At 51.9% G+C, this 25,751-nt stretch carries 17 protein-coding genes; 7 read left to right on the top strand and 10 right to left on the bottom strand.

Annotation, left to right across the window (positions count from 1 at the left end; genetic code table 11):
• Positions 1–17: 17 nt before the first annotated feature.
• On the bottom strand, positions 18–2,054 hold the full coding sequence (locus tag B156_RS0115595) for an LTA synthase family protein (RefSeq protein ID WP_018620689.1): 2,037 nt from the start codon (positions 2,052–2,054) through the stop codon (positions 18–20).
• Between the two features lie 215 nt (positions 2,055–2,269).
• Between B156_RS0115595 and B156_RS0115590 the strand changes: the two genes are divergently transcribed.
• Positions 2,270–5,413 carry a response regulator gene (locus B156_RS0115590; protein ID WP_018620688.1) on the top strand — a complete coding sequence of 1,048 codons (3,144 nt, stop codon included), beginning with the start codon at positions 2,270–2,272 and terminating at the stop codon, positions 5,411–5,413.
• Between the two features lie 33 nt (positions 5,414–5,446).
• Entirely contained in the window at positions 5,447–6,562 is a 1,116-nt protein-coding gene (locus B156_RS0115585) for a hybrid sensor histidine kinase/response regulator (protein ID WP_018620687.1), read from the top strand.
• Between the two features lie 81 nt (positions 6,563–6,643).
• Here B156_RS0115585 and B156_RS0115580 read toward each other — a convergent pair whose 3' ends face one another.
• The 8 genes from B156_RS0115580 to B156_RS0115545 form a co-directional block, all read right to left on the bottom strand.
• On the bottom strand, positions 6,644–7,945 hold the full coding sequence (locus B156_RS0115580) for an MFS transporter (RefSeq protein ID WP_018620686.1): 1,302 nt from the start codon (positions 7,943–7,945) through the stop codon (positions 6,644–6,646).
• 129 nt (positions 7,946–8,074) lie between these two features.
• Complete coding sequence (locus B156_RS0115575; RefSeq protein ID WP_018620685.1) at positions 8,075–8,860, bottom strand: SDR family NAD(P)-dependent oxidoreductase; 786 nt, start codon at positions 8,858–8,860, stop codon at positions 8,075–8,077.
• Positions 8,861–9,037: 177 nt separating this feature from the next.
• Positions 9,038–10,096: a sugar phosphate isomerase/epimerase family protein gene (locus tag B156_RS0115570; RefSeq protein ID WP_018620684.1), complete on the bottom strand. Its 1,059-nt coding sequence runs from the start codon at positions 10,094–10,096 to the stop codon at positions 9,038–9,040.
• A 100-nt stretch (positions 10,097–10,196) separates the two neighbouring features.
• On the bottom strand, positions 10,197–12,761 hold the full coding sequence (locus B156_RS0115565; RefSeq protein ID WP_018620683.1) for a DUF7133 domain-containing protein: 2,565 nt from the start codon (positions 12,759–12,761) through the stop codon (positions 10,197–10,199).
• A 198-nt stretch (positions 12,762–12,959) separates the two neighbouring features.
• Positions 12,960–13,820, bottom strand: coding sequence for a glycerophosphodiester phosphodiesterase family protein (locus B156_RS0115560; RefSeq protein WP_018620682.1), 861 nt, complete (start codon positions 13,818–13,820; stop codon positions 12,960–12,962).
• A 106-nt stretch (positions 13,821–13,926) separates the two neighbouring features.
• Positions 13,927–17,124 carry a TonB-dependent receptor gene (locus tag B156_RS0115555; RefSeq protein ID WP_018620681.1) on the bottom strand — a complete coding sequence of 1,066 codons (3,198 nt, stop codon included), beginning with the start codon at positions 17,122–17,124 and terminating at the stop codon, positions 13,927–13,929.
• 262 nt (positions 17,125–17,386) lie between these two features.
• Complete coding sequence (locus tag B156_RS0115550; RefSeq protein WP_018620680.1) at positions 17,387–19,915, bottom strand: ATP-dependent Clp protease ATP-binding subunit; 2,529 nt, start codon at positions 19,913–19,915, stop codon at positions 17,387–17,389.
• 64 nt (positions 19,916–19,979) lie between these two features.
• Entirely contained in the window at positions 19,980–20,567 is a 588-nt protein-coding gene (locus B156_RS0115545; protein ID WP_245563753.1) for a WbqC family protein, read from the bottom strand.
• Between the two features lie 188 nt (positions 20,568–20,755).
• Here B156_RS0115545 and B156_RS0115540 point away from each other — a divergent pair, with 188 nt between their 5' ends.
• Positions 20,756–21,628 carry a lysophospholipid acyltransferase family protein gene (locus tag B156_RS0115540; RefSeq protein WP_018620678.1) on the top strand — a complete coding sequence of 291 codons (873 nt, stop codon included), beginning with the start codon at positions 20,756–20,758 and terminating at the stop codon, positions 21,626–21,628.
• 54 nt (positions 21,629–21,682) lie between these two features.
• Here the strand turns inward: B156_RS0115540 and B156_RS0115535 are convergent, their stop codons facing one another.
• Complete coding sequence (locus tag B156_RS0115535) at positions 21,683–22,063, bottom strand: hypothetical protein (protein ID WP_018620677.1); 381 nt, start codon at positions 22,061–22,063, stop codon at positions 21,683–21,685.
• 281 nt (positions 22,064–22,344) lie between these two features.
• Here B156_RS0115535 and ispG point away from each other — a divergent pair, with 281 nt between their 5' ends.
• The 4 genes from ispG to B156_RS0115520 all read left to right on the top strand — a co-directional run bounded on the left by ispG (position 22,345) and on the right by B156_RS0115520 (position 25,693).
• Complete coding sequence (gene ispG / locus B156_RS0115530; RefSeq protein WP_018620676.1) at positions 22,345–24,381, top strand: (E)-4-hydroxy-3-methylbut-2-enyl-diphosphate synthase; 2,037 nt, start codon at positions 22,345–22,347, stop codon at positions 24,379–24,381.
• A gap of 141 nt (positions 24,382–24,522) precedes the next feature.
• Positions 24,523–24,711 (top strand): DUF6728 family protein, encoded by a 189-nt coding sequence (locus tag B156_RS30875; RefSeq protein WP_084757758.1) that lies wholly within the window; start codon positions 24,523–24,525, stop codon positions 24,709–24,711.
• The gene (locus B156_RS0115525; RefSeq protein ID WP_018620675.1) at positions 24,708–25,073 is read left to right on the top strand and encodes an MmcQ/YjbR family DNA-binding protein; all 366 of its coding nucleotides are present in this window, start codon (positions 24,708–24,710) and stop codon (positions 25,071–25,073) included. The genes B156_RS30875 and B156_RS0115525 overlap by 4 nt, the downstream gene beginning before the upstream one ends.
• Before the next feature lie 68 nt (positions 25,074–25,141).
• The gene (locus tag B156_RS0115520; RefSeq protein ID WP_018620674.1) at positions 25,142–25,693 is read left to right on the top strand and encodes a tetratricopeptide repeat protein; all 552 of its coding nucleotides are present in this window, start codon (positions 25,142–25,144) and stop codon (positions 25,691–25,693) included.
• The last annotated feature ends 58 nt before the right edge of the window (positions 25,694–25,751 follow it).

Raw genomic sequence — 25,751 nt, 5'->3', positions numbered from 1 at the left:
ACGGCACGACAAACTTATCAATTATAGGTTTTCAACAGAGAATCTGGCAACAGTTTGCTATTCTGGAAGCGGTCGTTTTTCCGTTTAAACAGATCGAAGGTCGCATTTAGCTGGCTTAACTGGCTGGGTTCGTTTATCGATTCGAGGTTCATGTTGTTACTGATCCGATACAGCGTATTCTGATTCAGCATGTACGGTCCCATCACGAAATCGACCGTTTCTGCCTTCGTCATTTTGAGTGGATAGGCATGACTATTCTGGAACTGACGGGTGGTGTCAATGCCGGTTCCCAGCCAGCTTACAACCGGGGGTGTTTTCAGGTTGTAGTTATTTTGGAGGAAAGCCAGGAGCGTTGGCGCAATATCGAAATGGGTGGAAATGGAGCGGAAGGTAGCCCGGCGCTTCAGCAGGGGTGAGTACACAATAAGCGGCACATGATACCGGTCCAGTTTGGTAGTCATGGGAATCTCGGGCATCCGATGGTCGCCGGTAATCAGGAAGATGGTCCGGTCAAAATCAGGCCGTTTACGATAGGCTGCAAAAAACTCCCGGAGTGCATCATCGGTGTATAGAATGGATGCAAACTGATAACGGTAGTTACGCCGGTCCCGTTGCTGATCAGGCGTCAGGTTCAAGGCGGTAAATCGTTGCTCAGCTTTCTTCAAATAACGTTCCTGCTCATTGATGCGGAATGGATCGTGGGTAGATACCGTCAGTAGCACCTGGAGTTTCGGCTGCGTATCGGTAGGGGAATTTACGGCGAGGAAGTGCCGGAACAACTCTTTGTCGCCATACCCCCAGGTAAAGCCATTGGCCCCCGGCATGGTCTGGTAACCGGCACCAAAGGTCGGCTCATCAACAATTCGGGCCACGCCCTCCTTGCGAAGAAGGGCACTCATGTTGTCGAAGCTGGCATTGCCGCCGTAGTAAAAGGCCGACTCGTACCCGTTTTTCTTTAGAATACCTGGCAGTGAAAGGTGATCCGGCATCTGGGTGCCCAAATCCGCAAAGCCCTGCTGCCCAAACGGTAGCGACCCCAGAATGGAAGGCAGCACCGCGAACGTCCGTCCGCCTTCACTCAGGAAATTTTCCCAGTACAGACTCTGCTGCGCCAGAGAATCGACAAAGGGCGTGAAGCTACCCAGGTACGCATCGGGTCCGGTAAAAGCCCGCCCCAGGCCTTCCACCAGTAGGATGACTACGTTGGGTGGGGTGGGCGCGGTAGTAAAAAAAGGACCCAGCACGTCCGGCGTTTCCTCTTTATGTAGAAACGGGTACTGATTTTCGGCCAGGTAATTAACGGCTGTAATACCGACTGCGCTGTTCGTTACGCCATAATCGCCAATGTAGGCATCGGCGTAAATATCCACGCTGTCATCCGTTTTTCCGCTGAATCGGGTCAGGGTTGCCCGCGCCAGATAAGCGGGTTTGTTGATGACCAGATTATTGGCATAATCCGTTTTAAGTACGGGCATGGCACTCCCCTCGCCCACGTTGAACAACAAGGCCAGTGCGCCTACTCCTGCCAGACCAAACGACCAGCCCGGCCTTACCTGAATACGATTGACCAGGAGCCGAAAAATAAGAATGACCAGCCCAATAACTCCGGCTACAGCGAACAGCAAGCCGATACTCAGCCCCCCGGCCGCCCCAACGGTCTGCCTGATTTCAGCGGACGAATAGCTGTACAGGTCTGCCCCCAGCAATACGGACGTTTTTCCAAAATAAACCGTTAGCCCTATCTGTATCAGGGTCAGGAATAAACAGAGAATAGTATAAACCACCCGCGCCAACTTCACGGACAGGAAAGTCAGCAACAAATAAATGACGAATAGCAGGCATGAACTCTGCAGGAAATAAACCAGATCGGCCAGAAAGGCAACGGCTACCGTTTTCAGCAACGTGCCGGGCACACCCTGAACGACACTATTGTAAACCAGCTCGCCAATTCGGCAGCTGATAATACTGATTAACCAGACTACTGAAAGTTCGGCAAACGGGGCAATACGGGACGGTTGACTTTGGGAATCTGGAGAGGCAGGAATGAGTTTCACACGAAGCGCATCTAGTGACAGACAAAGTTATTTGAAGTTACCTTATATTTGATAAAATAAAATAAGGCAGGACCTTTAACCCAAAGCCACCTTACATGCTGGCTTAACTTCCTAAATTAACTGGGGCGATGCCCGGCTGGTACCGCGCTTGCACGTTATTGTACGCTACAACCCGCTATTTATCCATTGCCCCTCTGCAAACTCCTTATTGACTGATGAAAGTTTCGTTACCAAACCGTTTATACCTGGGTTTCTCCGTCGCTATTCTGCTCGTCTTCCTGAGCGGATTACTTTCCTACCAGACTTTTCAGCGGCAGTTGGAATCTGGCAACTGGGTGGAACATACGTATCAGGTACTCAACCGGACCAGAATCATCGAGAAACTGATCGCCGACATGGAAACTGGTCGCATTGGGTACCGCAGCACGGGTATTGAGCAGTTTCTGTATGCGTACAACGATGCCTTACGAAGTATCAATCCGACCATCAACGAATTAAAGGTACTTACGGTCGACAACCCAATACAGGCTGATCGGGTAAACCGGATTGATGCCAATGTCGAGACGTTGTTAGTGTTCTGGAATAAACAGACCTATAGCAAGCTCAGTCAGTATAACCAGGAGGAGTTCGTTGATTTGATTGTCCGGCAAAAAGCCTTTAGTGATAAAATTAAAAACGAGTTGGCCCAGGTTATTCGAACGGAGCGTCTATTACTGACCCAACGGGAGAGTGAAAATGAGGCCTTGGTTACGCAGGCTACCTACGAACTCATCCTGAGTAGTTTACTAACCCTGCTAATTGTTCTGTCGCTTATTTACTTCACCATCAAGGAGTTTAGTGGCAACCGGAGAGCGCAGGCTGCTTTACAGGAAAACAATAAGAAACTTGAACACCTCAATCAGCTTAGCACGGATAGAAACTGGCTGCTTACGGGCATGTCGGTTATCAATGACAATCTGCAACAGGTGAGCGACGTCACGTCGCTGTCTCAGTCCATTCTAACGATACTAACAACGTACCTGGATTTACCGGCCAGTGGTTTTTACTGTTACAGCGAAAAAAACGGTAATCTTCAGTTAAATGCATCCGTAGCACTGCCGGGTCATAGTCAGAGAATTTATGCGTTGGGCGAGGGGCTGGTAGGTCAGGCCGCTATGGTACGTACGCTAACCGTAGTAAACGACATACCCCTTAACTTTTGGGAAATTCAGGCGGGTAGTAGTAAGGCCCGGCCAGGGCAGGTTGTCTTTTTACCACTCTGGTATAATAAATCCCTAAAAGGCGTTATGGAGCTGGCTACATTCAGGCCGCTTGGCGATCAGGCACTTTTACTGCTCACCTCCGTAGCCAACAATATTGCCGTGGCCATTAATGCCGTGGATGATCATGAAAAAGTGCGGGCCTTGTTACAGCAGGTTCAGGAACAAAAAGAAGAACTCGAAAATCAGCAGGATATTCTTCAGCAATCAAATAATGAACTAACACGGCAGGCCGAAGTCCTACAGGTATCAGAGCGGGAGCTAATGGTTCAGGAAGAAGAATTAAGGCAGATTAACAGTGAGCTACGGGAGCGCAATAAAGCCGTTGAGAGCGCACAGCAGGAGCTGACAAACAAAGCCCGGGAACTGGAAGAAAGCAGTAAATTCAAGTCGGAGTTCCTGGCCAATATGTCTCACGAACTCCGTACCCCCCTGAACAGTGTGTTAATTCTGGCCCGACTCCTGGCCGAAAACAAACAGCAGAACCTGGTAGATAAGCAAATTGAATACGCCAATATTATTTATAAATCCGGCTCCGATCTGCTCGAACTCATTAACGACATTCTGGACCTGTCCAAGATTGAAGCCGGTAAAATAGAACTCCTGTTTGAGCAGGCTCCCATTGCCGACATTGCCGAAGACATGAACCAGTTGTTCGGCGTTGTAGCGAATGAGAAGGGGATACATCTATCAACAAAAATTGGCGATAAGGTGCCGGACACTGTTTGGACAGACAGACAGCGGCTGGAACAAATCATCAAAAACCTGCTTTCCAATGCGGTAAAATTTACCCCCAAAGGCGGTTCAGTCAGTCTGGTCCTGGACGTAGTCAATCAGCCTACCAAGCCTCTGGTAAACAATTCATCGGTGCCTTACCCCCTGCTGGCTTTTTCCGTTACAGACACGGGTATTGGCATCTCACCGGAAAAACAGCAGATCATTTTTGAAGCCTTCCAGCAGGTCGACGGCTCCATTAGCCGTAAATTTGGTGGTACAGGCCTCGGCTTGTCCATCAGCAAAGAACTTGTTCGCAGGCTGGGTGGCGAATTCAGCCTGCAGAGCGAAGTGGGCGTTGGCAGTACCTTTACCGTGTACTTACCCCTGGGTGTGGGGCCAGATAGGGAGCCAGTCCCCATCAATGGCTCCTTGTTAAGCACCATCACATCGCCTGCGGTCTCAACTCAGCCATCCCCACCCGCCGATGACCGGTCTAATCTGGAGCCGGGTGATAACATCATCCTCATTATTGAAGATGACCCGGCTTTTGCCGGTATCCTTCAGGAGTTTGCCCGGGATAAAAATTTCAAAACGCTTATTGCTTTACGGGGAGATGAGGGCCTGCAGTACGCACGCCAATACAACCCCTCGGCCATTATTCTGGATATGGGCCTTCCCATTATGAATGGCTGGGACCTACTTAAAATAATCCAGCATGATGATACCTTAAGCCACATCCCCATTCATATTATCTCGGCAACGGATGGGCCAGCCGCATCAGGTGACGATATACTGTCCTATACCACCAAACCCGTTGAGAAAAAAGAACTGGAAAATGTACTGTCCTCGATTAAAAATTACCTGAATAACGGGGGCACAAACACATTGGTACTGCCAAACAACCTGCTGACGAATAAGCCGGGAAGCGTTCCCGTTCGTAGCCTCCTACCCCAGGCCAGCCCGCCGGCCATATCCGTAGCCACCACGCCTGATGTGAATCAGGCAGCGTTTCAGGGCCGGAAAGTATTACTCGTTGATGACGATATGCGGAACGTATTTGCCCTGAGTACCCTGCTGGAAGCGAATCAGATGATTGTGGTTACAGCGGGTGACGGACAGGAAGCCCTCGATCAGCTAAATGAGCATCCCGACACGGCTATTGTCCTGATGGATATTATGATGCCCGAAATGGATGGCTATGAAGCAACCCGACACATTCGGGCTAACCCCCGGTTTTCATCCCTGCCGGTAATAGCCCTGACGGCTAAAGCGATGACTGGCGACCGGGAGAAATGCATTAATGCAGGTGCTTCCGATTACATTACCAAGCCCATTGACAGTACCCAGTTATTTTCACTGATGCGGGTCTGGCTGTCCCGGTAAATGCTGTTTTGTGCTCAACATACCCCTCTCCCTATGAACACACCTGACCAACCAAACGAATTTACAATCCTGTTGGTAGACGACCGACCCGAGAACCTGATATCGCTGGAAGAGATGCTGGCTCAGGAGGGACGCACCTTTATTAAAGCCTCGTCCGGAAACGAAGCCCTGCGGCAGGTACTAAAAAACGACCGGATTGGCTTGATCATGCTGGACGTACAAATGCCGGATATGGATGGATTTGAGGTAGCCCAGCTACTGAAGTCCAATCCTAAAACAAGGAATATTTCCATCATTTTCGTTACGGCACTCAGCAAAGAAGATCAGTACGTGCTGAAAGGATTTCAGGAAGGAGCGGTCGATTATTTACAAAAACCCCTGAATATAAATGTAACCAAGGCAAAAGTAAACGTCTTCGAGAAAATCTACTTTTACCAGCAAAATCTAAAAAATACCGTTACCGAACTAGACCGGATAAATAAGCAGTTAGAGCGGTTTGTTTATACCGTTTCCCACGACCTCAAGTCGCCCCTGACCGGTATGATTGCCATCCTGTCGCTACTGGAAATGCGCCAGGAGGAAGGGGCATTCGTACAGGAAGAAGCAATTGAATACATGGGGCTGGCTAAGTCAGCGGCTTACTATATGTCAAACATGATTGATGACCTGTTGGCCTATTCGCAGAAGAGTGTCGATCAGCAAACGGTTGAACGGGTTGATACCAAGGAGCTGACCCACCAGATTATCCGTTTATTATTTCCCCCTCCGCATATTCAAATTCAGATTAACGAGCCAATGCCGACCTTACAAACCAGGCGGCTAAAACTCCAGCAGGTGTTCCAGAACCTGATTAGCAACGCGGTCAAATACAGTGACAAAACCAGTGGCCTCATTGAAATCGGTTGTCAGGACAAAGGGGATTCAGTAGAGTTCTTCGTAAAAGATAATGGCCCCGGCGTTTCTGATGACGATCAGGCCGTTATGTTTAACCTATTCCGGCGGGGCCGGGCTGAAGCAACCCTACAGGAAAGCAGCACCGGCGTTGGGTTAAACATCCTGAAGATGCTGGTCGAAGAACAGGGAGGAACGGTACGAATAGACTCCAAACTGGGGCTGGGAAGTACCTTTTATTTTGAGTGGATGAAGTGAGTGATCACGCAAAAAACTTTGACAAAGCTGGGGCTCGTATTTCCTTGGTTATCAAAGTTATTAGCTTTGTCAAAGTTCAGTCTACTTACCGGCAGTAACCCGCTCAATTTTCCCGACCAGAAAGATATACGAACAGGCACCAACAAAACCCAGGGTGCCAATAAAGACCAGTGCCGGTTTAAAATCCCCCTCTTTAGCCAGATAGCCAATCACGATGGGGACCACGATGGAAGCCAGGTTACCCATAAAATTAAAGATGCCCCCCGTCAGCCCAATCAGGTGTTTTGGCGATAAAAGCGAGACGAACACCCAGGAAATCAGGGCCATCCCCGAGCCAAAGAAGGCCAGCGCCAGGAAGAAAATAATAAAAACCGTATCGTTGCTGTAATTAGCCCCAATGATACTCACCGACAGAAGCATACCAATGATGATTGGCCCCTTCCGGGCCATACTCACCGACTTCCCCTGCCGAACGAGCCGGTCGGATATAAAACCGGAGAGAAGCAAACCCGCGCAGGCCGCCAGAAACGGCACGGATGCCAGATAGCCGGATTTGATAAAATCGAGTCCCCGGTATTGTACCAGATACGTAGGAAACCAGGTCAGGAAAAACCAGAGCATCGAGTTCACGGCAAACTGACCAATGTAAACGCCCCACAGTGTCCGGCTTGAGAAAACCTGCTTTATGTTGCTCCAGCGCCAGATGGTTGCCTGCGTTGTAGTCTGCTCCTTAGCCCTGAACAGCCCCCCCCCTTCTTCAATATAGCTCAGTTCAGCTTCGTTCACCCCCGAATGGTCCAGCGGGTCACGATAAAATAGGTACCAGACAATGCCCCAGACCAAGCCAATGATGCCGGTGCCGATAAAGAGCCCCTGCCAGCCTGCGTAATATTGCACCGTTACCAGCACCGGTGTCAGGAACGCCAGTCCGATAAACTGCCCCGACACATAAAGCGCAATGGCCGATGCCCTCTCACCTTCGGGAAACCAGCTGGTAACGATTCGGTTATTGATGGGGTAGGACGGTGCCTCAAATGTACCGGTGGCCAGCCGCAGGGCAAATAACGCCGAGAAACCCCTGACAAACCCCTGCCCTACCGTCGCCAGCGACCAGGTGATCAGGCAGAACGCATACAGGATGCGTGGACCAAAGCGGTCGGCAATGAGCCCGCCCGGAATTTGCAGCAGCGCGTAGGTCCACCCGAAAGCGGAAAAAATATAACCCAGTTCCACCGACGACAGATTCAGGTCTTTGCTCAACATAGGCCCGGCCACGGAAATATTGCTGCGGTCCAGGTAATTGATAACTACATTAACAAAAACCAGCGAAAGCATCGCGTAACGAACCCGGGTTGGTTTGGCAGGCGGGGTGAGTGAAATCATTTGTGAGTGTATGGTTTACGGTATACATCGGTTTACAGTATTCGGTTAGCTGACGCGAAAGCAGTACACATACGGCACATAGTCACATATGCACTAGCCAACCGAATACCGTGAACTGTAAACTAGAAACTATCTCGCCGTCCAGCCGCCATCAACGGTCAGCATGGAACCGATCATAAAACTACCGGCGGGGCTGGCCAAAAAAATGGCGGCCCCCTGAATTTCCCGCAACTCGCCCCAGCGGCCCAGAGCAGTAGCCCCAACAACAAATTTTTTCCCCTCTTCGGTATCGGCAATGGGTAGGTTCATCTCTGTCAGGAAAGGACCTGGACAAATAGCGTTGACGTTAATGTTGAATGGAGCCAGTTCCAGGGCCAGGGCACGGGTCATCTGGACCACGGCTCCTTTGCTGGAGGTGTAGGGCGTTCGATTGGCCAGACCAACCAGCCCAAGGGTACTGGCCAGGTTGATGATACTACCCCTACCCGCCTTTTTCATGTACGGGGTAACAGCTCTGGCGCACAGCCAGGTACCTTTCACGTTCACATCCATTACCTGACTGAACTCGTCGGGTGTCAGTTCATCAATGGGTCCGCGAATGTTGATGCCCGCACTGTTGATGAGTATATCAATCTGGCCGAAGGTATCCATTGCCGCTTTGGCCATTGCTTCGGTTTGTTCGGTACTGCTGATGTCGGCCGGGAAGGAAACGGCTTTGATGCCAAAATCCTGACTTAACTCCTGAGCGGCTTTTTCGCCTTCTTCGGCATTGCGGTTAACCAGCATCAGGTTGGCACCCGCCGAGGCTAGTCCGGCAGCCATTGCCAGACCCAGACCTTTGGAACCACCCGTAACGATGGCCACTTTATTACTCAAATCAAACTGACGAATGCCGGGAAGTATTTCTTTTTGCATCTAATAGGGTGTATTTCAGCCTCTTTATGAGAAAAACTGTGTGATTTATGCTTGTTACTTAATTCAGTGGGCAGTTACCTGCACGAATAATCAGGCCTAAAAGACATACGGTTTGACGGCTACTCCCTTTATGATTGTTGGGTTAAGCAGCTCATTTGTACTTATTTCGCTCTCTAGCTAGGTTAGCCGCAGTTTGTCCCGACTATAGGCCAGGCATTCTAGGATGTTATTTTCCTCTGCCGCCAGCTTGTTTTCTGCACTCAGGGGCGTTGTTCGGGGCAGGCCTGATGGATACGCGTGTTGTCTGACCAGACGGAGCATCTGCGCCAGTTCGGCACCGGGAACGCTCGATAAGGTTGACCAGTAGTCGTTCGTCAGGCAGGGAATTTCCAGCGGATCGCGGGTAATCATTTCCAGACTGAAGGTAACGGCAGGGTTGTATTTTTTGCAAAGATCAATCATCTTGGGCACATCAGAGATGCCTTTCCCCAGCGGCACTTCCGACAATAAAAACCCGTTGGCGTACTCCTCAACGGCCATGTCTTTCACGTGCGTACTGACTACGTAGGGGGCCAGTGTTTCCACAACGGTCATCGGTTCTTCCAGCAGAGCCATACTATTGCCAAAGTCGAGGGTAACCCCTATCCACTCGCTGTTCAGTTCTTTCAGCAGACCGACCAGTTCCGGTGCCCGCCAGTCTTTATGGTTCTCGACGCCCAATTTGACTTTGTGCCTGCGCAAAACCGGTTCGGCCAGTTTCAGCGAAGCCAGCGCGTTTTTCCGAAGGTCCTGAAAAGCCCCGGCGGAGTGGTAAGCCTCATAGCGTCGCCCACTCGAACAGACAGTTCGCAGAATATGCGCTCCGGCCTCTTTGGCGTTACGAACATCCTGCTCGAATTTCGACACGTCCTCCGGCTTTTTGGGCAACCCAATGGAGCCTTCCAGATACATGTCCAGTTTCTCCCGTCTGGTCCTTACTTTTTTGGCGAAGTCGTCCGACCAGCCGTTTACCACTACCTGCACGCCACCCGCGCCAATCTGATGGCAATGTTCGAGCAGGCTGAGCGCATCCGTAAAGGCGGGATAGGCAGGACTGTCGGCTTTTGAGTTCCAGCGGAACCCGTACGAGTGAACGACGATGCCCATCCGATGGCTGGCGGCATAATCAGGAAAAACAGGCAGACTGAGTGCCACAGCACCAACGGTCGTTTTCTGTATAAAATCTCGTCTGTCCATCAGTTTTCGCAACGGTTTAGGGTAACATTTAGTACCAGGTTCATAGTCATCTATTTACCAAAGACTACCTATCGGGCAATTAAAAATAAGTGCAAACTGCTTATTTACCGTCTGTGGTTGTGGCTTTGGCTTCGAGCATGTATTTATTCAATTCTTTGGCCGTCCAGGGAATCACTCTCCCCTGAGACGTGATTCGGGTCATGCCCACCGTTCGTTTACTCATGGGTCCGGCGTTGTTTCCCCACTCATTGCGGATGTAAGTCAGAATAGCGGTGATCGAGCCATCATCCATGGTCGAGTGGGCGGGCATAACGGGTAATATGTCCGGCGCGTCATACACACGTTTGCTTATTTCTATCGGCCCCTCCATACCCTGCAATACAATCAACGCCAGGCGTTTCTCATCGCCCAGCACCCAATCGGAGCCGACGAGGGGTGGCGCAAACCGGGGCAACCCAGCCCCGTCCGTTCCATGACAGCCGGAGCAGGTATTCAGGTAAAGCTGCCTGCCCGAAGCGAACAGTTTCTGGTCATCGTCTGACAGGAGGTTCTTTTTTACCGCGTTGCTTCTGACAGCAACATGACCGGGCCATTCAAAAAGAGCCGCCAAAGCATCCCGGCGCGATGGGTCTACTTTAGCCATTGAGCGGGTCAGCAAACCGGGGGCCGAGGCCAGTTTAATTGGTTTCATCTTGTTGGTGCTGCCGCCAATAGCCAGCCCGTTCACAATGGCTTTCTGCTGCCATGCCACGGGGGGCTTCGCGGCATCGAGCTTAGCCAGCAGTGCGGTTAGCTCGGCCGGGTTGCGGTTACGGATAACGGCGGTGGACAGCATTTCCAGAAATATCTCTTTGGCCGGGTCACGGGTTTGCCACTGGGGAGCCACCAGTAACTGCTGCAAAAAAGCAAACTCCTGGTGTTGGAGACTACTCAGGGCAGCATCCCGAATCAGGGCCGACTCCCCATGTTGCCCCACAATGCCCGCCAGCAGTGACTGGGCGACCGACGGTTCCAGTACGCTGGCTGCCAGGGCCATCTGGAGAATTTGCTCGATAGGAGCTTCCTGCCAGCGGTTGAGCACTACTTTCCCCAATGTGGTCCGAACGGTTTTATCCGCTTTGGCAAACGGCTCAAGCAACCGCAGAGCCGTGGTACTGACAAGTGCACTGGGGTCTGTCACCAACGTCAGCAACGCGTCAGGCTTGTTGCTTTTCAGACCGTCCAGCGTCCACAAGGCATGAAATCGTCCCAACTCGCTGGTACCCGTCTGGGCCAGTTTCGTTAAAGCCGGGGCTACGTTACGATCATTACGCTCAACAAGCAGTCGCTGCGCCATATCCCGATTCCATCCGTCCGGATTCGACAGGTCGGCCACCAGTTCATCGGCCGATGCGTTAGATAGCTTCTTCGTGTTTTGGGCTTTCCAGTTCTCGGGAACAATACGCCAGATGCGACCCATATGCACCGGATTGACCAAATCACGCGATAGGGTTTGCTCCCTTAAATACGGCGTCATATAGGCTTTATGCTGGACGATACCATGGTACATATCGGCCACATACAATGCCCCGTCGGGGCCGGTTGCCAATTGAACCGGGCGAAAACGCTCGTCGGTGGACGCCAGAAATTCGCGACCAGGATGCGGGTCATTCGCTGATATCAGCAGCCCATCCTCCACCAGACTATTCCGCTTGATTAAGTTACCGGCGGGTTCACAAACGAACGCATTGCCCCGATAGGCAGCGGGCAGGGCGGTGCCCCGATATACAAGCGGGGAACAGGCTGCCGTAAACTCCAGTAAACGACCTTCCTTGTCCAGGGTGCCGGGTATGTAGCCCCGGTTAATGGCCGGGTTGGCCCGGATTGGATAAATACGCCGGTCGACGGTCAGGCCGTGGTCGATACCGCTTGTGGGTTTGTGGTTTCTGTTTCGGGAAAGGTAATTGGGCGGAACCAGATCGGCATGCAGTTGCGACCAGTTGTAATTGTAAAACAAATGCCCTTTATCGTCCTGACTGATGCCCCATTGCCCCCGGAACTCCGTACTATCGCTTTGCCAGGTCTTATTGAGCAAGCGGTACCGAACCCGTGATTTGGCATTGTAGTACCAGTTATCGACACTTCGCCACAGGCCGTTAGGTGCGTGTTCGGGTAGTCCTTTGTCGGCGTAGTGGGCATCGACCAAGGTTTTGGTATCGGCTTTCAAATCGCCATTTGTATCCTGGGTAAGCCACAGAGCGCCGTTTTCAGCCACCAATGCGCCCCCCGGGACCAGGGCCAGGGCGCGGGGCATAACCAGGCTGTCGAGGTAAACGCTGCTGACATCCATCTGCCCGTCACCATTGGTATCGGTCAATACGGATATTCGTCCCATCCGTTTCCCTTCCTCCTCCCCGTCGATGTCCGTCATGAAGCCCCGCATCTCCACTACCCAGAGCCGTCCATCGGCATCAAACGTCATGGCAACCGGTTCCTGCACCATCGGCTCAGCCGCTACCAGCTGAATAGACAGCCCTGGTTCGAGTTGAAACGTAGCACGTTCCTGGTCGGGCGTTCTGGCGGGCGACGGACCATCGGCCAGTGTGGTTCGGACGTTGGCTTTAAAGCTGAGCAGGCACAGAAAACTGATACCAATCAGATAGAAACGTTGAGCGGGCTTCCCCATGAGGCATGACTTAGCAGTGTAATTAATAAAGCAGTATCCTAAAAATCCTACTTTATCACTAACCATTTATCTCTCCTCCCGTTCACCGCCCTACCCATAGCGTAGGGATACCGGCATGGATACCAATCGTGCAAACAGAAAAAGTGGCGGGCATTACCCGTTTGGATATTACCCGCCACGAATCACAAAACTGACCGGCTAGAACAGGTTCGGATAATCGGTAATGATACCGTCTACACCCAGCTTAACCAGCTGGTCAATTTCAGCTTTTGTATTCACTGTCCACGGAATAATCTGCATGTGCTGTTCGTGGCAGGTTTTGACCGTTTCCTCCGTAACGGTCTTGTAATTAGGACTGTAGATGGCAGGCGTAAAACCCAGCGTCTGGATGTTCTCCTGCACCGATTTGGGGTTAGCTGTCAGGTAGGCGAGTGTAACCGCCGGGGCCTGTTTATGAATCAGTTGCAACGGTCGCGCATCGAACGACTGGATATTGAAACGCGTGCCGAGTTTCTGCTGGCAGATGGGCAGTACCAGACTGACAAAGGCTTCTGGAGCGGGATGGTAGGTACCGTCGGTAGCCGGTGCCGATTTGATTTCGATGTTGTACCTCGGCAATGGTAGTTTTTTTGCTTTCGCATAGGCTTCGACCGAATCGATTAACTCCGTTAGCAGGGGTTTATAGGTGCGCATTTTCTGCTGCTGCGGAAACTGCGGGTGCGGCTTGCTGCCCACATCGAACTGCCGGATTTGATCGTAATTTAGTTGATACAGGTTGATCGATTTCTGCTCCCCGGCCGTCACCGGCGTGCCATCGGGCTTGGTGGTAATGTCCGCCGACATGTACGTGTCGTGCGATACGAGCACCTGGTTATCTTTCGAGATCACCACATCGAGTTCCAGCGTATTTACGCCCAGATCGAGGGCTTTCTTCATGGCCGGGATGGTATTTTCCGGCATCAGCCCCCGCGTACCCCGGTGCCCCTGCCGATTGAGGGCGGGCTGAGCCCAGAGCAGTTGCGTACCGCTCACTAGCACAGCAATAAGAAATGCTTTCATAATTGTATGATTTTCCGTAATCAGGAACAGGCTGCCGGTTTCGAACGTACCGTGTCCGCAATCGGCAGCCTGCTTACATGAGTAAAAAATGTGTTTTTATCGGGAGTTAAAAGCTGTATCGTGCGCCGAGCTGAATCTGGAATGGATCACCCGATGGAGTCACCGCCCCCGTATTGTTCACCCGGTAGTTGTAGCGTTGCGTCGCTTGGGAGAAACCCGGCACCGCAGCGTTTCCATTGCTGGCCGGAATACCCAATGCGTATAGTGCCTGCGCCCCCAGCGACTTGTTGACACCCCGGTTCCGGTCGATCAGGTTAACCAGGTTAAAGACATCGGCCGATAGTTCGATGGCGTGGGTTTTGCTAATCCGGAACCGCTTGAGGGCCCGCACGTCGAGCACGCCGTAGAAGCCGTTGATGCCCCCGTTGCGCTCGGCAATCTGCCCCGAATAGGCATTGATGTAGTTTTTCAGGCTCTGGCTGGCATTGGGATTATCCAGCAGCGTTTGCAGCCCTGTCCGGACGTTGGCAGGTACTTCAGCGTTATTGGGGTCGAACACAAATGCCAGGTCATTGGTCGCTACGAAGTCAGCGTTGGTATTGGCCCCCGAAATCAAGGAGTAGCGCGTACCGCCGACACCCGAATAGCGAATGCCGATGGTAATGCCGTAGAAGGAGGGCAACGTACCGTAGAAAACGACCTTATGACGGAACTGATTGTCGGAATAGGTAATCTTATTCAGGTTACGCGGGTCATCTTTTACGGGTAGCACCAACGTTGCCGTATTGGCCACGTTACCGTTATACGAAACGTTATCGCGGGCATCGTTCCAGGTATAGCTGGCCGTAATCTCCCCATCGCGGAAATACTGCCAGGTGGCATCGGCTACCACGGCAAACTGATTCACTTTGCCCTCGCTGTTCAGTTCCAGCACCCGGCCCAGTCGCTTACTGATACGCCCCTGCTGCCAGTCGCCCGCGCCGTTGGCCGGCATCGTACTGAGCGGCACGTACACACCCCGGTTATCTTCGTTAGCCAGCCGGAAAAACGGATCGGCTACCATGTTCCGGTCGACGTACATGTAGTTGTTTCGCCCCAGCGACATATAGCCGGCAATACCCACTTTCAGCTTATCGGTCAGGAAGTGGCTGTAGGACAGGTTGGCTTTGAACAGGATGGGCACGTGTACGTTTGGTCCGGTCATGTTGATAGTAGGCACCTGAAACTGCGCCAGCGCGGGGATGCTGGAGTAGTTCTGCCGATAGGCGGCAAAATCGGGGGCCGGTACGTTTGGAGCCCGCACATCAACAGTAGCGAAGTGCTTACCATCGAAGGTCAGGTTATTGATAATCATGTAGTTGTTGATGTCGGAGGCAAAAACACCCCCGCCAAAGCGGATGAAATCACGGTGCTGCTGGTTGACATCCCAGTTGAGTTGCAAACGGGGCTGCACGACAAACGACTTAATTTGGTTGTCGGTGCGCAGGCCCAGGTCGTCCAGCACGGTCTGGTTCAGCGGAGCCTTTGGATAACGGGCGTAGTCAAAACGCAGGCCGGCAGTCATCTCCAGCCCCGGCGCCAGTTGCGTAGTCATCTGCCCGTACAGACCGGCATTCAGGGTGTTTCCCACCACGCTGGGGTCAGCCACCAGCGGCACCTCACGATAGTAGCGGTAGGGTTGCTGGAGATTGAACTTGTCCAGCGCCGTCAAACCCGCAGCCGCGTCGACGGTGTAGTGGAAACGTCCGTTCACCTCACTGCCGTAGAGCGAAAGCGCGTGGGTATACATCAGGTCTACGCCAAACGTGTACTGAATTTTATCGGTGTTGTAGTAGAAATTATCAACCAGTTGCACCACGTTGTTGGTGAAACCTTCCTGCGCAAACCGGTGCCCGCCCGTCTGAATATTGGTCGATACGTTAGCCCCGTTCACCGTTGATACCACGCCCTCCACAATATTACGCGGAATGTTGTCGGCCGGGAGCTGATCGCCGGGGCTGCTTTTCTGGTACGTGTACAGGTGCTGGAATTTCAGCTCATTCGTAATCTTGGGATTTATCGTCGTACGAAGCGTAGCCAGCAAACTATTGTCGACGTTATAATCATTGCCATACGATTCAAAGACGTTGATGGCCGTATTGTCGGCCAGCCCCAGCTTGTTGCGGTCATTGGTATAGTTGTCGCGGATGGTTAGCAGGTTGTTCCGGTTAATCTGCCAGTCGATTCGGGCAAAACCAGCATCGGTACCCCGGTTTTTTGGAAAGCTACCGTACTGTTGGGTGCTGGCCACGCCGTATTTACTGCGGGCAATGTCCACAAAGCGGTCGAGCGTGGTGGTCGTTACGTTGAACCGGCTTTCGTCGAGGGGCGTCCGCACATCGGCAATAATCAGCGGACGCGAGTCCTGCTGGTGATCCCAGACCACGAAGTAATGCAGCTTGTCTTTGATGATCGGGCTACCCAGCGAAAAACCGAACTGATTGGTCGAGAACGGTACGTTTCGCACGTTGCCCCGGATGTCGTACTTGCTCGACAGCCAGTTGGCGCGGGTGTAGTTAAAAATGCTGCCCGTTAGTTTGTTGGTCCCGGCTTTGGTTACAGCACTGACGATACCGCCACCGGCACGCCCGTACACCACATCATACTGGTTGGTAATCACCTTAAACTCCCGAACGGCTTCGATAGAGATCGAATAGGGTGCGCCACTACGACTAGTGGTAGACCCGGCGGAGGTCGGGTTCTTGGCCGTCATCCCGTCGATGGTGAAGTTGGTCGACGACCCCAGCTGCCCCGACAGGGTACCGTTGCTGGCACTTAGGGGCGACAGGTTAACTAGCGAGGTGAAGTTACGCCCATTGACGGGCATAGTAGTAAGCGTTTTGGCCGTGATTGCCGTGGCGGCCCCGAGGTTTTCGGTTTTGTTCTTCAGTCCCGACGCTACTACCTGCACCACTTCCAGGTCCTGGCTGGCATCCTGCATCGTCAGATTTACCCGAATAGCATCGCCCTGGTTCACGGTATAGCCGGTCCGGCGTTGCTCACCAAAACCAACCGATGTTGCCCACACCGTGTACGGACCACCCAGCGGCAGCTCCTTAAAGAGGTATTCCCCTTTCACGTTGGTGACGGTACCGGTCGTGAATCCGGTTGACTCATTACGAACCTGCACGGTGGCTCCCGGTAGGGGTGCATTCCTGTTGTCTGAGATAACGCCCGAAATAGACGCCTGCGTCGTTTGGGCAGTTGCTCTGGTACCGCATATGATAATGGCCAGCAGCAGCGCGAAAAAGTAACGTTTTTTCATGAAGTGGTTTTATAAATTCCACGCAAAAAGACAAAGCTTTTCCCAGCTTACTGTTAACGCATCATTACTAATTTGTAATCTTAAAAATTAAGTTCGCAATGGGGCTGATAGACAGTGTATTTAAAAAAAATACGTGTAGACATATTCCGCTTTTTTCGGAAACAGAGCAATCAGGTAACGGACAATTAAGCGGACAACCCATAAAAATAAAACAGGCCGGACATTGCTGCCCGGCCTGTTTTTCTATGCCTCTATTCGTTATCTACTCGGTTACTTCTTCCGGCTTCTTCACCGTAATTGTCAGCGTTTCGCCTTCACCACTGTAGTCGGCCTGAATTACGTCGCCATCTTTCAGCTCCCCCTTCAGAATCTCTTCAGCAACGGGGTCTTCGAGATAACGCTGGATGGCGCGGCTCAACGGACGGGCACCGTACTGAGGATCGTAGCCTTTCTCGGCAAGGAAGTCCTTCGCTTTCTCCGTCAGTTCAACGGTATAGCCCAGGCTGGTAACCCGGCCCAGCAATTTGCCCAGCATCAGGTCAATGATATGATGGATATCTTCACGCAGCAGCGAGTTGAACACAATCACATCGTCCAGACGGTTCAGAAACTCCGGCGAGAAGGCTTTACGCAGAGCACTCTGGATGGTACTCTTCATCAGCTCATCCTGCGTTTCGGCATTCTTCTTGGTAGCGAAACCGATACCGGCACCAAAGTCTTTCAGATCACGTACCCCGATGTTAGAGGTCATGATGATGATCGTATTCCGGAAATCAACCCGGCGACCAAGGCCATCGGTCAGGATACCATCGTCGAGCACCTGAAGCAGGATATTGAATACATCCGGGTGCGCCTTTTCGATTTCGTCCAGCAACACTACGCTGTACGGTTTCCGGCGAATCTTCTCGGTCAGCTGACCGCCTTCTTCGTAACCCACGTAGCCCGGAGGGGCACCAACCAGTCGGCTGACGCTGAATTTCTCCATGTACTCCGACATATCGATCCGTACCAGCGCATCATCTTTATCGAACAGATAGGTTGCCAGCACTTTGGCCAGTTCCGTTTTACCAACGCCCGTGGGGCCGAGGAAAATGAACGAACCAATCGGTTTCTTAGGGTCTTTCAGGCCGACGCGGGTACGCTGGATAGCTTTCACCAGTTTGTCGATGGCCGACTGCTGACCGATTACCTTGCCTTTCAGCTCGGAACCCATGTTGACCAGTTTCTTGCCTTCGTCGTTCGATACGCTCGTGACCGGAATACCCGTCATCATGGCTACTACTTCGGCTACGTTCTCTTCCGTTACCGTGTAGCGACGCTTCTTAGTATCCTCTTCCCAAAGCTGTTTGGCCCGGTCGAGCTGATCGATCAGCCGCTTTTCCTTGTCGCGCAGCTGAGCGGCCTCCTCGTACTTCTGACTCTTGACAACCTGGTTTTTCTCCTTCTTGATATTCTCGATCTGCTCTTCCAGCTTCAGGATATCTTCGGGAACCGTGATGTTCGAGATGTGTACGCGGGCACCTACTTCGTCCATTACATCAATGGCTTTGTCGGGCAGGAACCGATCGGATATGTACCGCTCTGACAGCTTCACAGCGGCTTCAATCGCTTCCTTGGTGTAATTGACGTGGTGGTGTTCCTCGTACTTATCCTTGATGTTATTCAGGATTTCGATGGTTTCGTCAATCGACGTAGCATCCACCATCACCATCTGAAAACGACGGGCCAGCGCACCATCTTTCTCGATATACTGACGGTATTCGTCCAGGGTTGTAGCACCGATACATTGAATGTCGCCCCGCGCCAGCGCTGGTTTGAACATGTTGGAGGCATCGAGTGAACCCGATGCGCCACCGGCACCAACGATGGTGTGCAGCTCATCGATAAACAGGATAACCTCCGGCGATTTTTCCAGCTCGTTCATAACGGCCTTCATCCGCTCTTCAAACTGACCCCGGTATTTAGTACCGGCTACCAGCGAAGCAAGGTCGAGCGTAACAACGCGCTTGCCAAACAGCACCCGCGATACTTTTTTCTGCACAATGCGCAGGGCCAGACCTTCGGCGATGGCGGTTTTACCAACGCCCGGCTCACCAATAAGAATCGGGTTGTTTTTCTTCCGGCGGCTCAGAATCTGAGCGACGCGTTCGATTTCTTTTTCACGACCAACGATGGGGTCAAGCTTGCCTACTTCGGCGAATTTGGTCAGATCCCGGCCAAAGTTATCCAGCACCGGAGTCCGCGACTTTTCGGCTCCTTTTGGATCTTTGCCCGAACTGGAACTGCTGCCACCAAACATGCCCCGGTCGTTGTCGTCATCGTCGGTTTCGGGGCCCATCACCGGGCGGGTCCCCGAAGATTGATATTCCAGCATCTCCTTAATGACTTCGTAGTTGATATTGAATTTGTTGAGAATCTGCGTGGCGACATTGTCTTCATCGCGCAGAATCGATAATAACAGATGCTCCGTACCAATGAGTGGGCTCTTAAAGATTTTGGCTTCCAGATACGTGATTTTCAGCGTCTTTTCCGACTGACGGGTCAGCGGAATATTCGCCAGATTTTTCACGTTATTCGTTGCCGTTCCTTTCGTTGCCTGTTCAATGGTCACCCGGAGTTCGTCGAGTGAGATACCGAGTTTTTTGAGTAACCCGACGGCTACACCCTCACCTTCACGAATCATACCCAACAACAGATGCTCTGTTCCGATATAATCATGGCCTAAGCGTAAGGCTTCTTCCCGACTCAGCGTGATGACTTCCTTGACGCGGTTTGAGAATTTTGCTTCCATTCGTTTTAGGGTCTCCTTAGGTATGCGTGCTACACTGTCCTAACGAAGAGTTTTAAGGATTTGTTCACTCCCGAAGGCCAGCCATCAACACGTCCACAGCGGCCGGTCCCTGGCAAAACAACAGGTCTATAATACTAAGATTAGGTACAAACTCCTGGCCAAAGTTTTGCGGATAGCTGACTGGCTGATGGAATATATACGTTTCCTGCTTATTACTTGGTTTCACTTTTGACCGCCCGTCAAATAGGCCGACTGCAACCGTTTTATCGTACCATTTTGTCAGGTTCAGGGGTATGCGCACCTGCATTGATTTCAGACAAATTGTCAGCAGTTCGTAGGTCAAATCAAACAAAAAACTCCAGCTCTTCTGATAAACAGGCGCAAAATCGGGCGCGTAGTACTCAAAAAAGGGAGCCTTACCGTAGGCAGCCTGTAAACTGCGCCAGTGGTGCAGCTGCCAGGAACGATCAGTTGCCAGTTTAAGGTCGCGGATGGGCTGGTGATGCGTTCCTCTTTGAACGGGCACCGTCAGCGCATCTACTTTGTTGGCCGTCTGTATGTAGCACCGATTTCTGTAACTTTGCTTCTGATAATGTTCCTGGGCTTCCAGTTGCACCCCTCCGTATCGCATCAGCCCCGATATGTAATCCAAACAGGGCAAATAATGTAATTCAATGAGTAAATTCGTCGGTGAAGGGGCTAACAGGAACGTTTCCAATAACTAGTTATCTATCCGTTCACAAATAAAGCAAAAATTCAATACGACCGACGGACTTTAGTATTTTTTTAATGTATTGGCAAAACCGGTCTCATGGGCATTGCCCGGAATATGTTTACTGAATGATATTTTTTCGATTTTTATCCCGGCTACCGTTTGGAGTACTTTATGGCATTTCCGATGTGCTGTACTTTTTGATGCGCTACGTGATCCGGTATCGCAGGCAGGTCATTCTAGCCAATTTACGCCTATCATTTCCCGAAAAATCAGACCGTAGCATTCAGCAAATCGCAAACGGCTTTTACCACAACTTAGCCGATATTATCGTTGAAACGATCAAGATACCGGCCTTGTCTGTCGATGAAATGAATCGCCGTATCCGTATCACCAATGCCGATATCGTTCGATCAAGACTACAAGCGGGGCAAATCGTTATCGGGATGGGTTCCCACCAGGGAAACTGGGAGTGGTTTGCCCAGGCCATTCAGACTCATAACATCCCGATTGACATTGTATATAAACCACTGACGAGTGCTTTTTCCGGAAAGTTACTATTCTATATCCGGTCTCATTTTGGCGGCAACGTGGTGTCCATGCATAACCTGCCCCGGCACATGGCGGCTAACAGGCATAATCCCCGCCTGATTGCCCTGGGGTCCGACCAGGTTCCCGATGTACCGGAACAGGCTTTCTGGACCGACTTTCTGCACCGGGATTCCCCCTTCTACCCCGGCTCTGAGCGGTTAGCCCGTCGGCAGAAACTACCGGTGTTTTACATGGAAATTGTGCGGATCCAGCGGGGTTATTACGAAGCCACTTTTAAACTTGTTGCCGAACCACCTTATGATGACTTACCCCTCGGCACCATCATGGAACGATACCGGGATTTGATTGAAAACACCATCCGGGAAAATCCGTCCGACTGGCTTTGGTCGCACAAACGGTGGAAACACTGGCGCGGGAAATACGCGAAGATTGAGGTCAAACTAAAGTAGAGACCGCACCGGCAAGGGATTGCCGGTGCGGTCTCTACACGAACCTGTATTATATTATAACGTGTCGCGCCGGGCTTTGGCAGCCTGTGTCGAATCGCGACGGGCTTTTATTCTGTCGGCTTCGGTAACAATGGCATTTTCAGCTTTGTCCAGGCCTTTATCAACCGCCCGGCCTACCTTTTGAGCCGTGGTATCCACAGCGGCACCGGCTACTTTTGCTTTGCGCTTCACCCCCTGCCCCATTTCTTCCGTAGCATCCTCTATATGCTCTCCGGCGTTTTTGAGATCTTTCTTTACGCGGGCTTTCCGTTCGGCCTTTACTTCCCGGCGCATTTCTTTTCGTTCCTGCTTGCTCATGGCCGTGTTCTCCTGAGCATAGGCGCCAGCGGTGAGCAACAGACTTAATGCCAGGGCACTGAATAGATTGGTTTTCATGACGTTGTTTGTATTAGTTAATTGGTTGTATGCCTAATTTTTAACTTAATCCTGATTTCGTATACACGTCCAGTCTCCGAACGAATCAACTGGCAATTGCCCCTTTTGTTTACTCTCTGTTATCTAATGGGCTCATTGTCAATCGCATTTACACGGATGTTGTTTCCCGGCAAAGGCGAACATTTACGCTACACCTTACGTTTTCCAGTTGACCGGCTACCAAACTGGACAGCGGCTTTTTCCGTACTTTTGTCTATCTAAATGGCCCCGTCACTACCTGTATGCTCGATTCGCTGCTTACCCCCTCTATTGCACCCATTGCTCATTCACTGGAACAATCCACACCGGGTGAATCCACACCGGGTGTCCTGTATACTCCTTCGCTTACGCAGTACACTCGCCGGAAAACCATAACGGTTACAATTGGTGATGTGCCCATGGGGTCCGACTATCCTATCCGGGTGCAATCCATGACTACCATCGATACGATGGATACGGAGGGGTCGGTGGAGCAGAGTATCCGGATGATTGAGGCCGGGTGTGAGTACATTCGGATTACGGCCCCCAGCGTGAAGGAAGCCCAGAATCTGGAGAACATTCGCAAGGGACTGCGGGCGCGGGGCTACACCACGCCATTGATTGCCGATATCCACTTCACGCCCAACGCGGCAGAACTGGCCGCCCGGATTGTGGAGAAAGTCCGCATCAACCCCGGTAACTATGCCGACCGTAAGCGCTTCGAGTTCATTGACTATACCGACGATGCCTATGCCGCCGAACTGGAGCGTATCCGGGCCAAGTTCCTGCCGCTGGTGCGCATCTGTAAGGAATACGGTACGGCCATGCGCATCGGCACCAACCACGGCTCCCTCTCCGACCGGATTCTGAGCCGCTACGGCGATACGCCCGTGGGCATGGTGGAGTCGGCCCTGGAGTTTCTGCGCATTTGTGAGGACGAGCAGTATTATAATATTGTACTCAGTATGAAATCCAGCAACCCGCAGGTGATGGTACAGGCGTACCGGTTGCTGGTGCAGCGGCTGGACGAGGAGGGACTGAAACCGTATCCGCTGCACCTCGGGGTAACCGAAGCGGGCGAAGCCGAGGATGGCCGCATCAAGTCGGCACTGGGTATCGGTACGCTGCTGGAAGATGGCATTGGTGATACCGTTCGGGTATCGCTCACGGAGGAGCCGGAGCGGGAAGCCCCCGTAGCGCAGGCGTTGATTGACCGGTATACAAAGCGGGCAGAAATGAGCCAGCCAATGCCGGCCATCACGACTTACCCGATTGACCCATTCCGGTATACCCGCCGAACGACTCATTCGGTTGCCAATTTTGGTGGTCAGAATGTACCGCGTGTTATTGCCGATTTTAGCCTGACACCCATTACGGAGCATGACGACCTGAAGCCCATCGGGCACTTTTACCTGCCCGAACCCGATAAGTGGCGGATGAATGACCTGGGTGCCGACTACGTGTATACGGGTGCTCATCCGGCGGCCTTCATGCTGCCGAATGGTCTGAAGCAGATTCTGGATTACGGCGTCTGGCAGACGGTTACCGATACTATCAACACCTTTCCGCTACTGACCGCAGCGGAATACACACAGGCCGAAACGGAGAAAACGCCCCTGCATGCCCGGCTCAACTTCGTGCAGCTATCCATAGTGGAGCTTTCGGGAAACCTGCTCGACAGGCTGCGTAATGACCAGACCGTTGTACTGCTCATCCAAACCAATAGTGCCCACGCCATGCCGGAACTACGCCGGTTGTTTGTTGAGTTGATTAACCAGGGTTTAACAACACCAGTTGCGGTACAGCGAAGTTACATCGGCGTGCCGGATGACGATATTCCCCTGTATGCTGCTACCGACGTAGGTGGATTGCTGATCGATGGCCTGGGGGATGGGATTATGCTGGCACAGCCGGAAGGCGGAAACTTAAAAACGCTCAACAGTCTGGCCTTTGGCATTTTGCAGGCCGCCCGTACCCGCATCACCAAAACCGAGTATATATCGTGTCCATCCTGCGGCCGTACGCTGTTCGATTTGCAGGAGACAACGGCTCACATCCGCCAGCGCACGGATCACCTGAAGGGGGTGAAAATTGGCATTATGGGTTGCATCGTGAACGGGCCGGGCGAGATGGCCGATGCCGATTATGGCTATGTGGGTATCGGTCGCGACAAGATTGCCCTGTACCGGGGGCAGCAGGTCATCAAAAAATCGGTTCCCGCCCACCGGGCTGTCGATGAACTAATTGAACTCATCCGGGAAGATGCGCGGTGGATTGAACCAAGCCTGGTAACTGAATAATATTAGGTGAGTAATGAACAATACAACTACACGAAAAGTAATGTTTTTCCCCTCGCGTTTGTTACTTAGTTGTGTGGTTACCTAGTCTTTTTCATTACTTATTCGGGGCTGCCCGCGCGGTCCATTATCCGTTAATTGCTCGTGAACAGATTCATTGATTACCTCAAAATAGGTCCCGTTTTCTCTTATTTCCTGCGCGTGTTTCGGAAGCCCGACCCGAACCACCCAACCAGTGTCAACCTGCGTATGATGCACGGAATCAATCGAATTTCGATTGTCATGTTTTTGATAGCCATCCTTATTTATACCGTCCGACACTGCGTGCGATGAATATTGAGAGCCTGCGTGAATACTGCCTAATTAAACCCGGCGTGTCCGAATCATTTCCGTTTGGCGGTGATGCGCTGGTGTTTAAGGTGGGGGCTGCCGGAACGCCGGGTAAGATGTTCGCGCTACTGGCTACGGAGCGTATGCCAACGACCATAAACCTGAAATGCGACCCCGAACGAGCCGTGCTGCTGCGGGAAGAACATTCCTCTGTAACGCCCGGTTACCACATGAACAAGACCCACTGGAACACCGTCACCCTTGACGGCAGCGTTCGAACGGTTGACGTTCACGAATGGATAGACCACTCCTATGAACTGGTCAGAAAGAGTTTACCCAAAGCCATTCAGGCCGAATTAAAATAATGCTGCGGTTTGCAGGAAAAGGGCGCTTTTCCTTAAATTAGTATCGATAGAAGCAATCGGAGGGGGATATGGAAGTTGCGTTATTGTGTCTGTTTTTTGGTATTTATTTAACCATTCGGTATTACATGGTCGACCATGACACTGACGCCGATAAGGACCAGAAACGATTCAAAAAAGGTATAGACCTCTTCAACCAATCAGCCATTACTGAGGCTCACACTTATTTCGACAACATCGTTCGGCAGCATCCCAAATCAGCCATTGCGTATGCCTACCGGGGCAAATGCCAGCTAGCCCAGGCAAATTACTACTCTGCCATCTACGACCTGACCGAAGCCCTGAACCGGGATAATACGCTTGCCGACTGCTACCTCGACAGGGGTGTTTCGTATTACCGGACCAATGAATTCCAGCAGGCATTCCGTGAGTTCGACAAAGCGGTCTGGCATTTCCGGGATGAGCAACCCGATGCCTACCGCTGGCGTGCTCTGGCGCGAATTGAACTCCGTCAGCTCCCGCAGGCCGAAAATGACCTCCGCCGGGCCATTTCTCTGGGTGATGAAAACTCTTTTCACCTGCTCCTCCAGCCACCATTCACCCGACCCGTTTTTCAGCGGTAACACCGGTCGTATAACGAAAAAGTCAATCACCGAGTGGTAATGGCTTCCATTGTGAGCG

The sequence above is a fragment of the Spirosoma luteum DSM 19990 genome (assembly GCF_000374065.1).
Taxonomy (GTDB): Bacteria; Bacteroidota; Bacteroidia; order Cytophagales; family Spirosomataceae; genus Spirosoma; species Spirosoma luteum.
Note: the sequence above shows the minus strand (reverse complement) of the source record. Positions and strands in the feature narration are given on the sequence as shown.

Bases quoted from the DNA above. Each gene is read 5' to 3' on its own strand.
- B156_RS0115590 (WP_018620688.1), top strand. From the start codon at position 2,270: ATGAAAGTTTCGTTACCAAACCGTTTATACCTGGGTTTCTCCGTCGCT.
- B156_RS0115585 (WP_018620687.1), top strand. From the start codon at position 5,447: ATGAACACACCTGACCAACCAAACGAATTTACAATCCTGTTGGTAGAC.
- B156_RS0115580 (WP_018620686.1), bottom strand. From the start codon at position 7,945: ATGATTTCACTCACCCCGCCTGCCAAACCAACCCGGGTTCGTTACGCG.
- B156_RS0115575 (WP_018620685.1), bottom strand. From the start codon at position 8,860: ATGCAAAAAGAAATACTTCCCGGCATTCGTCAGTTTGATTTGAGTAAT.
- B156_RS0115570 (WP_018620684.1), bottom strand. From the start codon at position 10,096: ATGGACAGACGAGATTTTATACAGAAAACGACCGTTGGTGCTGTGGCA.
- B156_RS0115565 (WP_018620683.1), bottom strand. From the start codon at position 12,761: ATGGGGAAGCCCGCTCAACGTTTCTATCTGATTGGTATCAGTTTTCTG.
- B156_RS0115560 (WP_018620682.1), bottom strand. From the start codon at position 13,820: ATGAAAGCATTTCTTATTGCTGTGCTAGTGAGCGGTACGCAACTGCTC.
- B156_RS0115555 (WP_018620681.1), bottom strand. From the start codon at position 17,124: ATGAAAAAACGTTACTTTTTCGCGCTGCTGCTGGCCATTATCATATGC.
- B156_RS0115550 (WP_018620680.1), bottom strand. From the start codon at position 19,915: ATGGAAGCAAAATTCTCAAACCGCGTCAAGGAAGTCATCACGCTGAGT.
- B156_RS0115540 (WP_018620678.1), top strand. From the start codon at position 20,756: ATGATATTTTTTCGATTTTTATCCCGGCTACCGTTTGGAGTACTTTAT.
- B156_RS0115535 (WP_018620677.1), bottom strand. From the start codon at position 22,063: ATGAAAACCAATCTATTCAGTGCCCTGGCATTAAGTCTGTTGCTCACC.
- ispG (WP_018620676.1), top strand. From the start codon at position 22,345: ATGCTCGATTCGCTGCTTACCCCCTCTATTGCACCCATTGCTCATTCA.
- B156_RS0115525 (WP_018620675.1), top strand. From the start codon at position 24,708: ATGAATATTGAGAGCCTGCGTGAATACTGCCTAATTAAACCCGGCGTG.
- B156_RS0115520 (WP_018620674.1), top strand. From the start codon at position 25,142: ATGGAAGTTGCGTTATTGTGTCTGTTTTTTGGTATTTATTTAACCATT.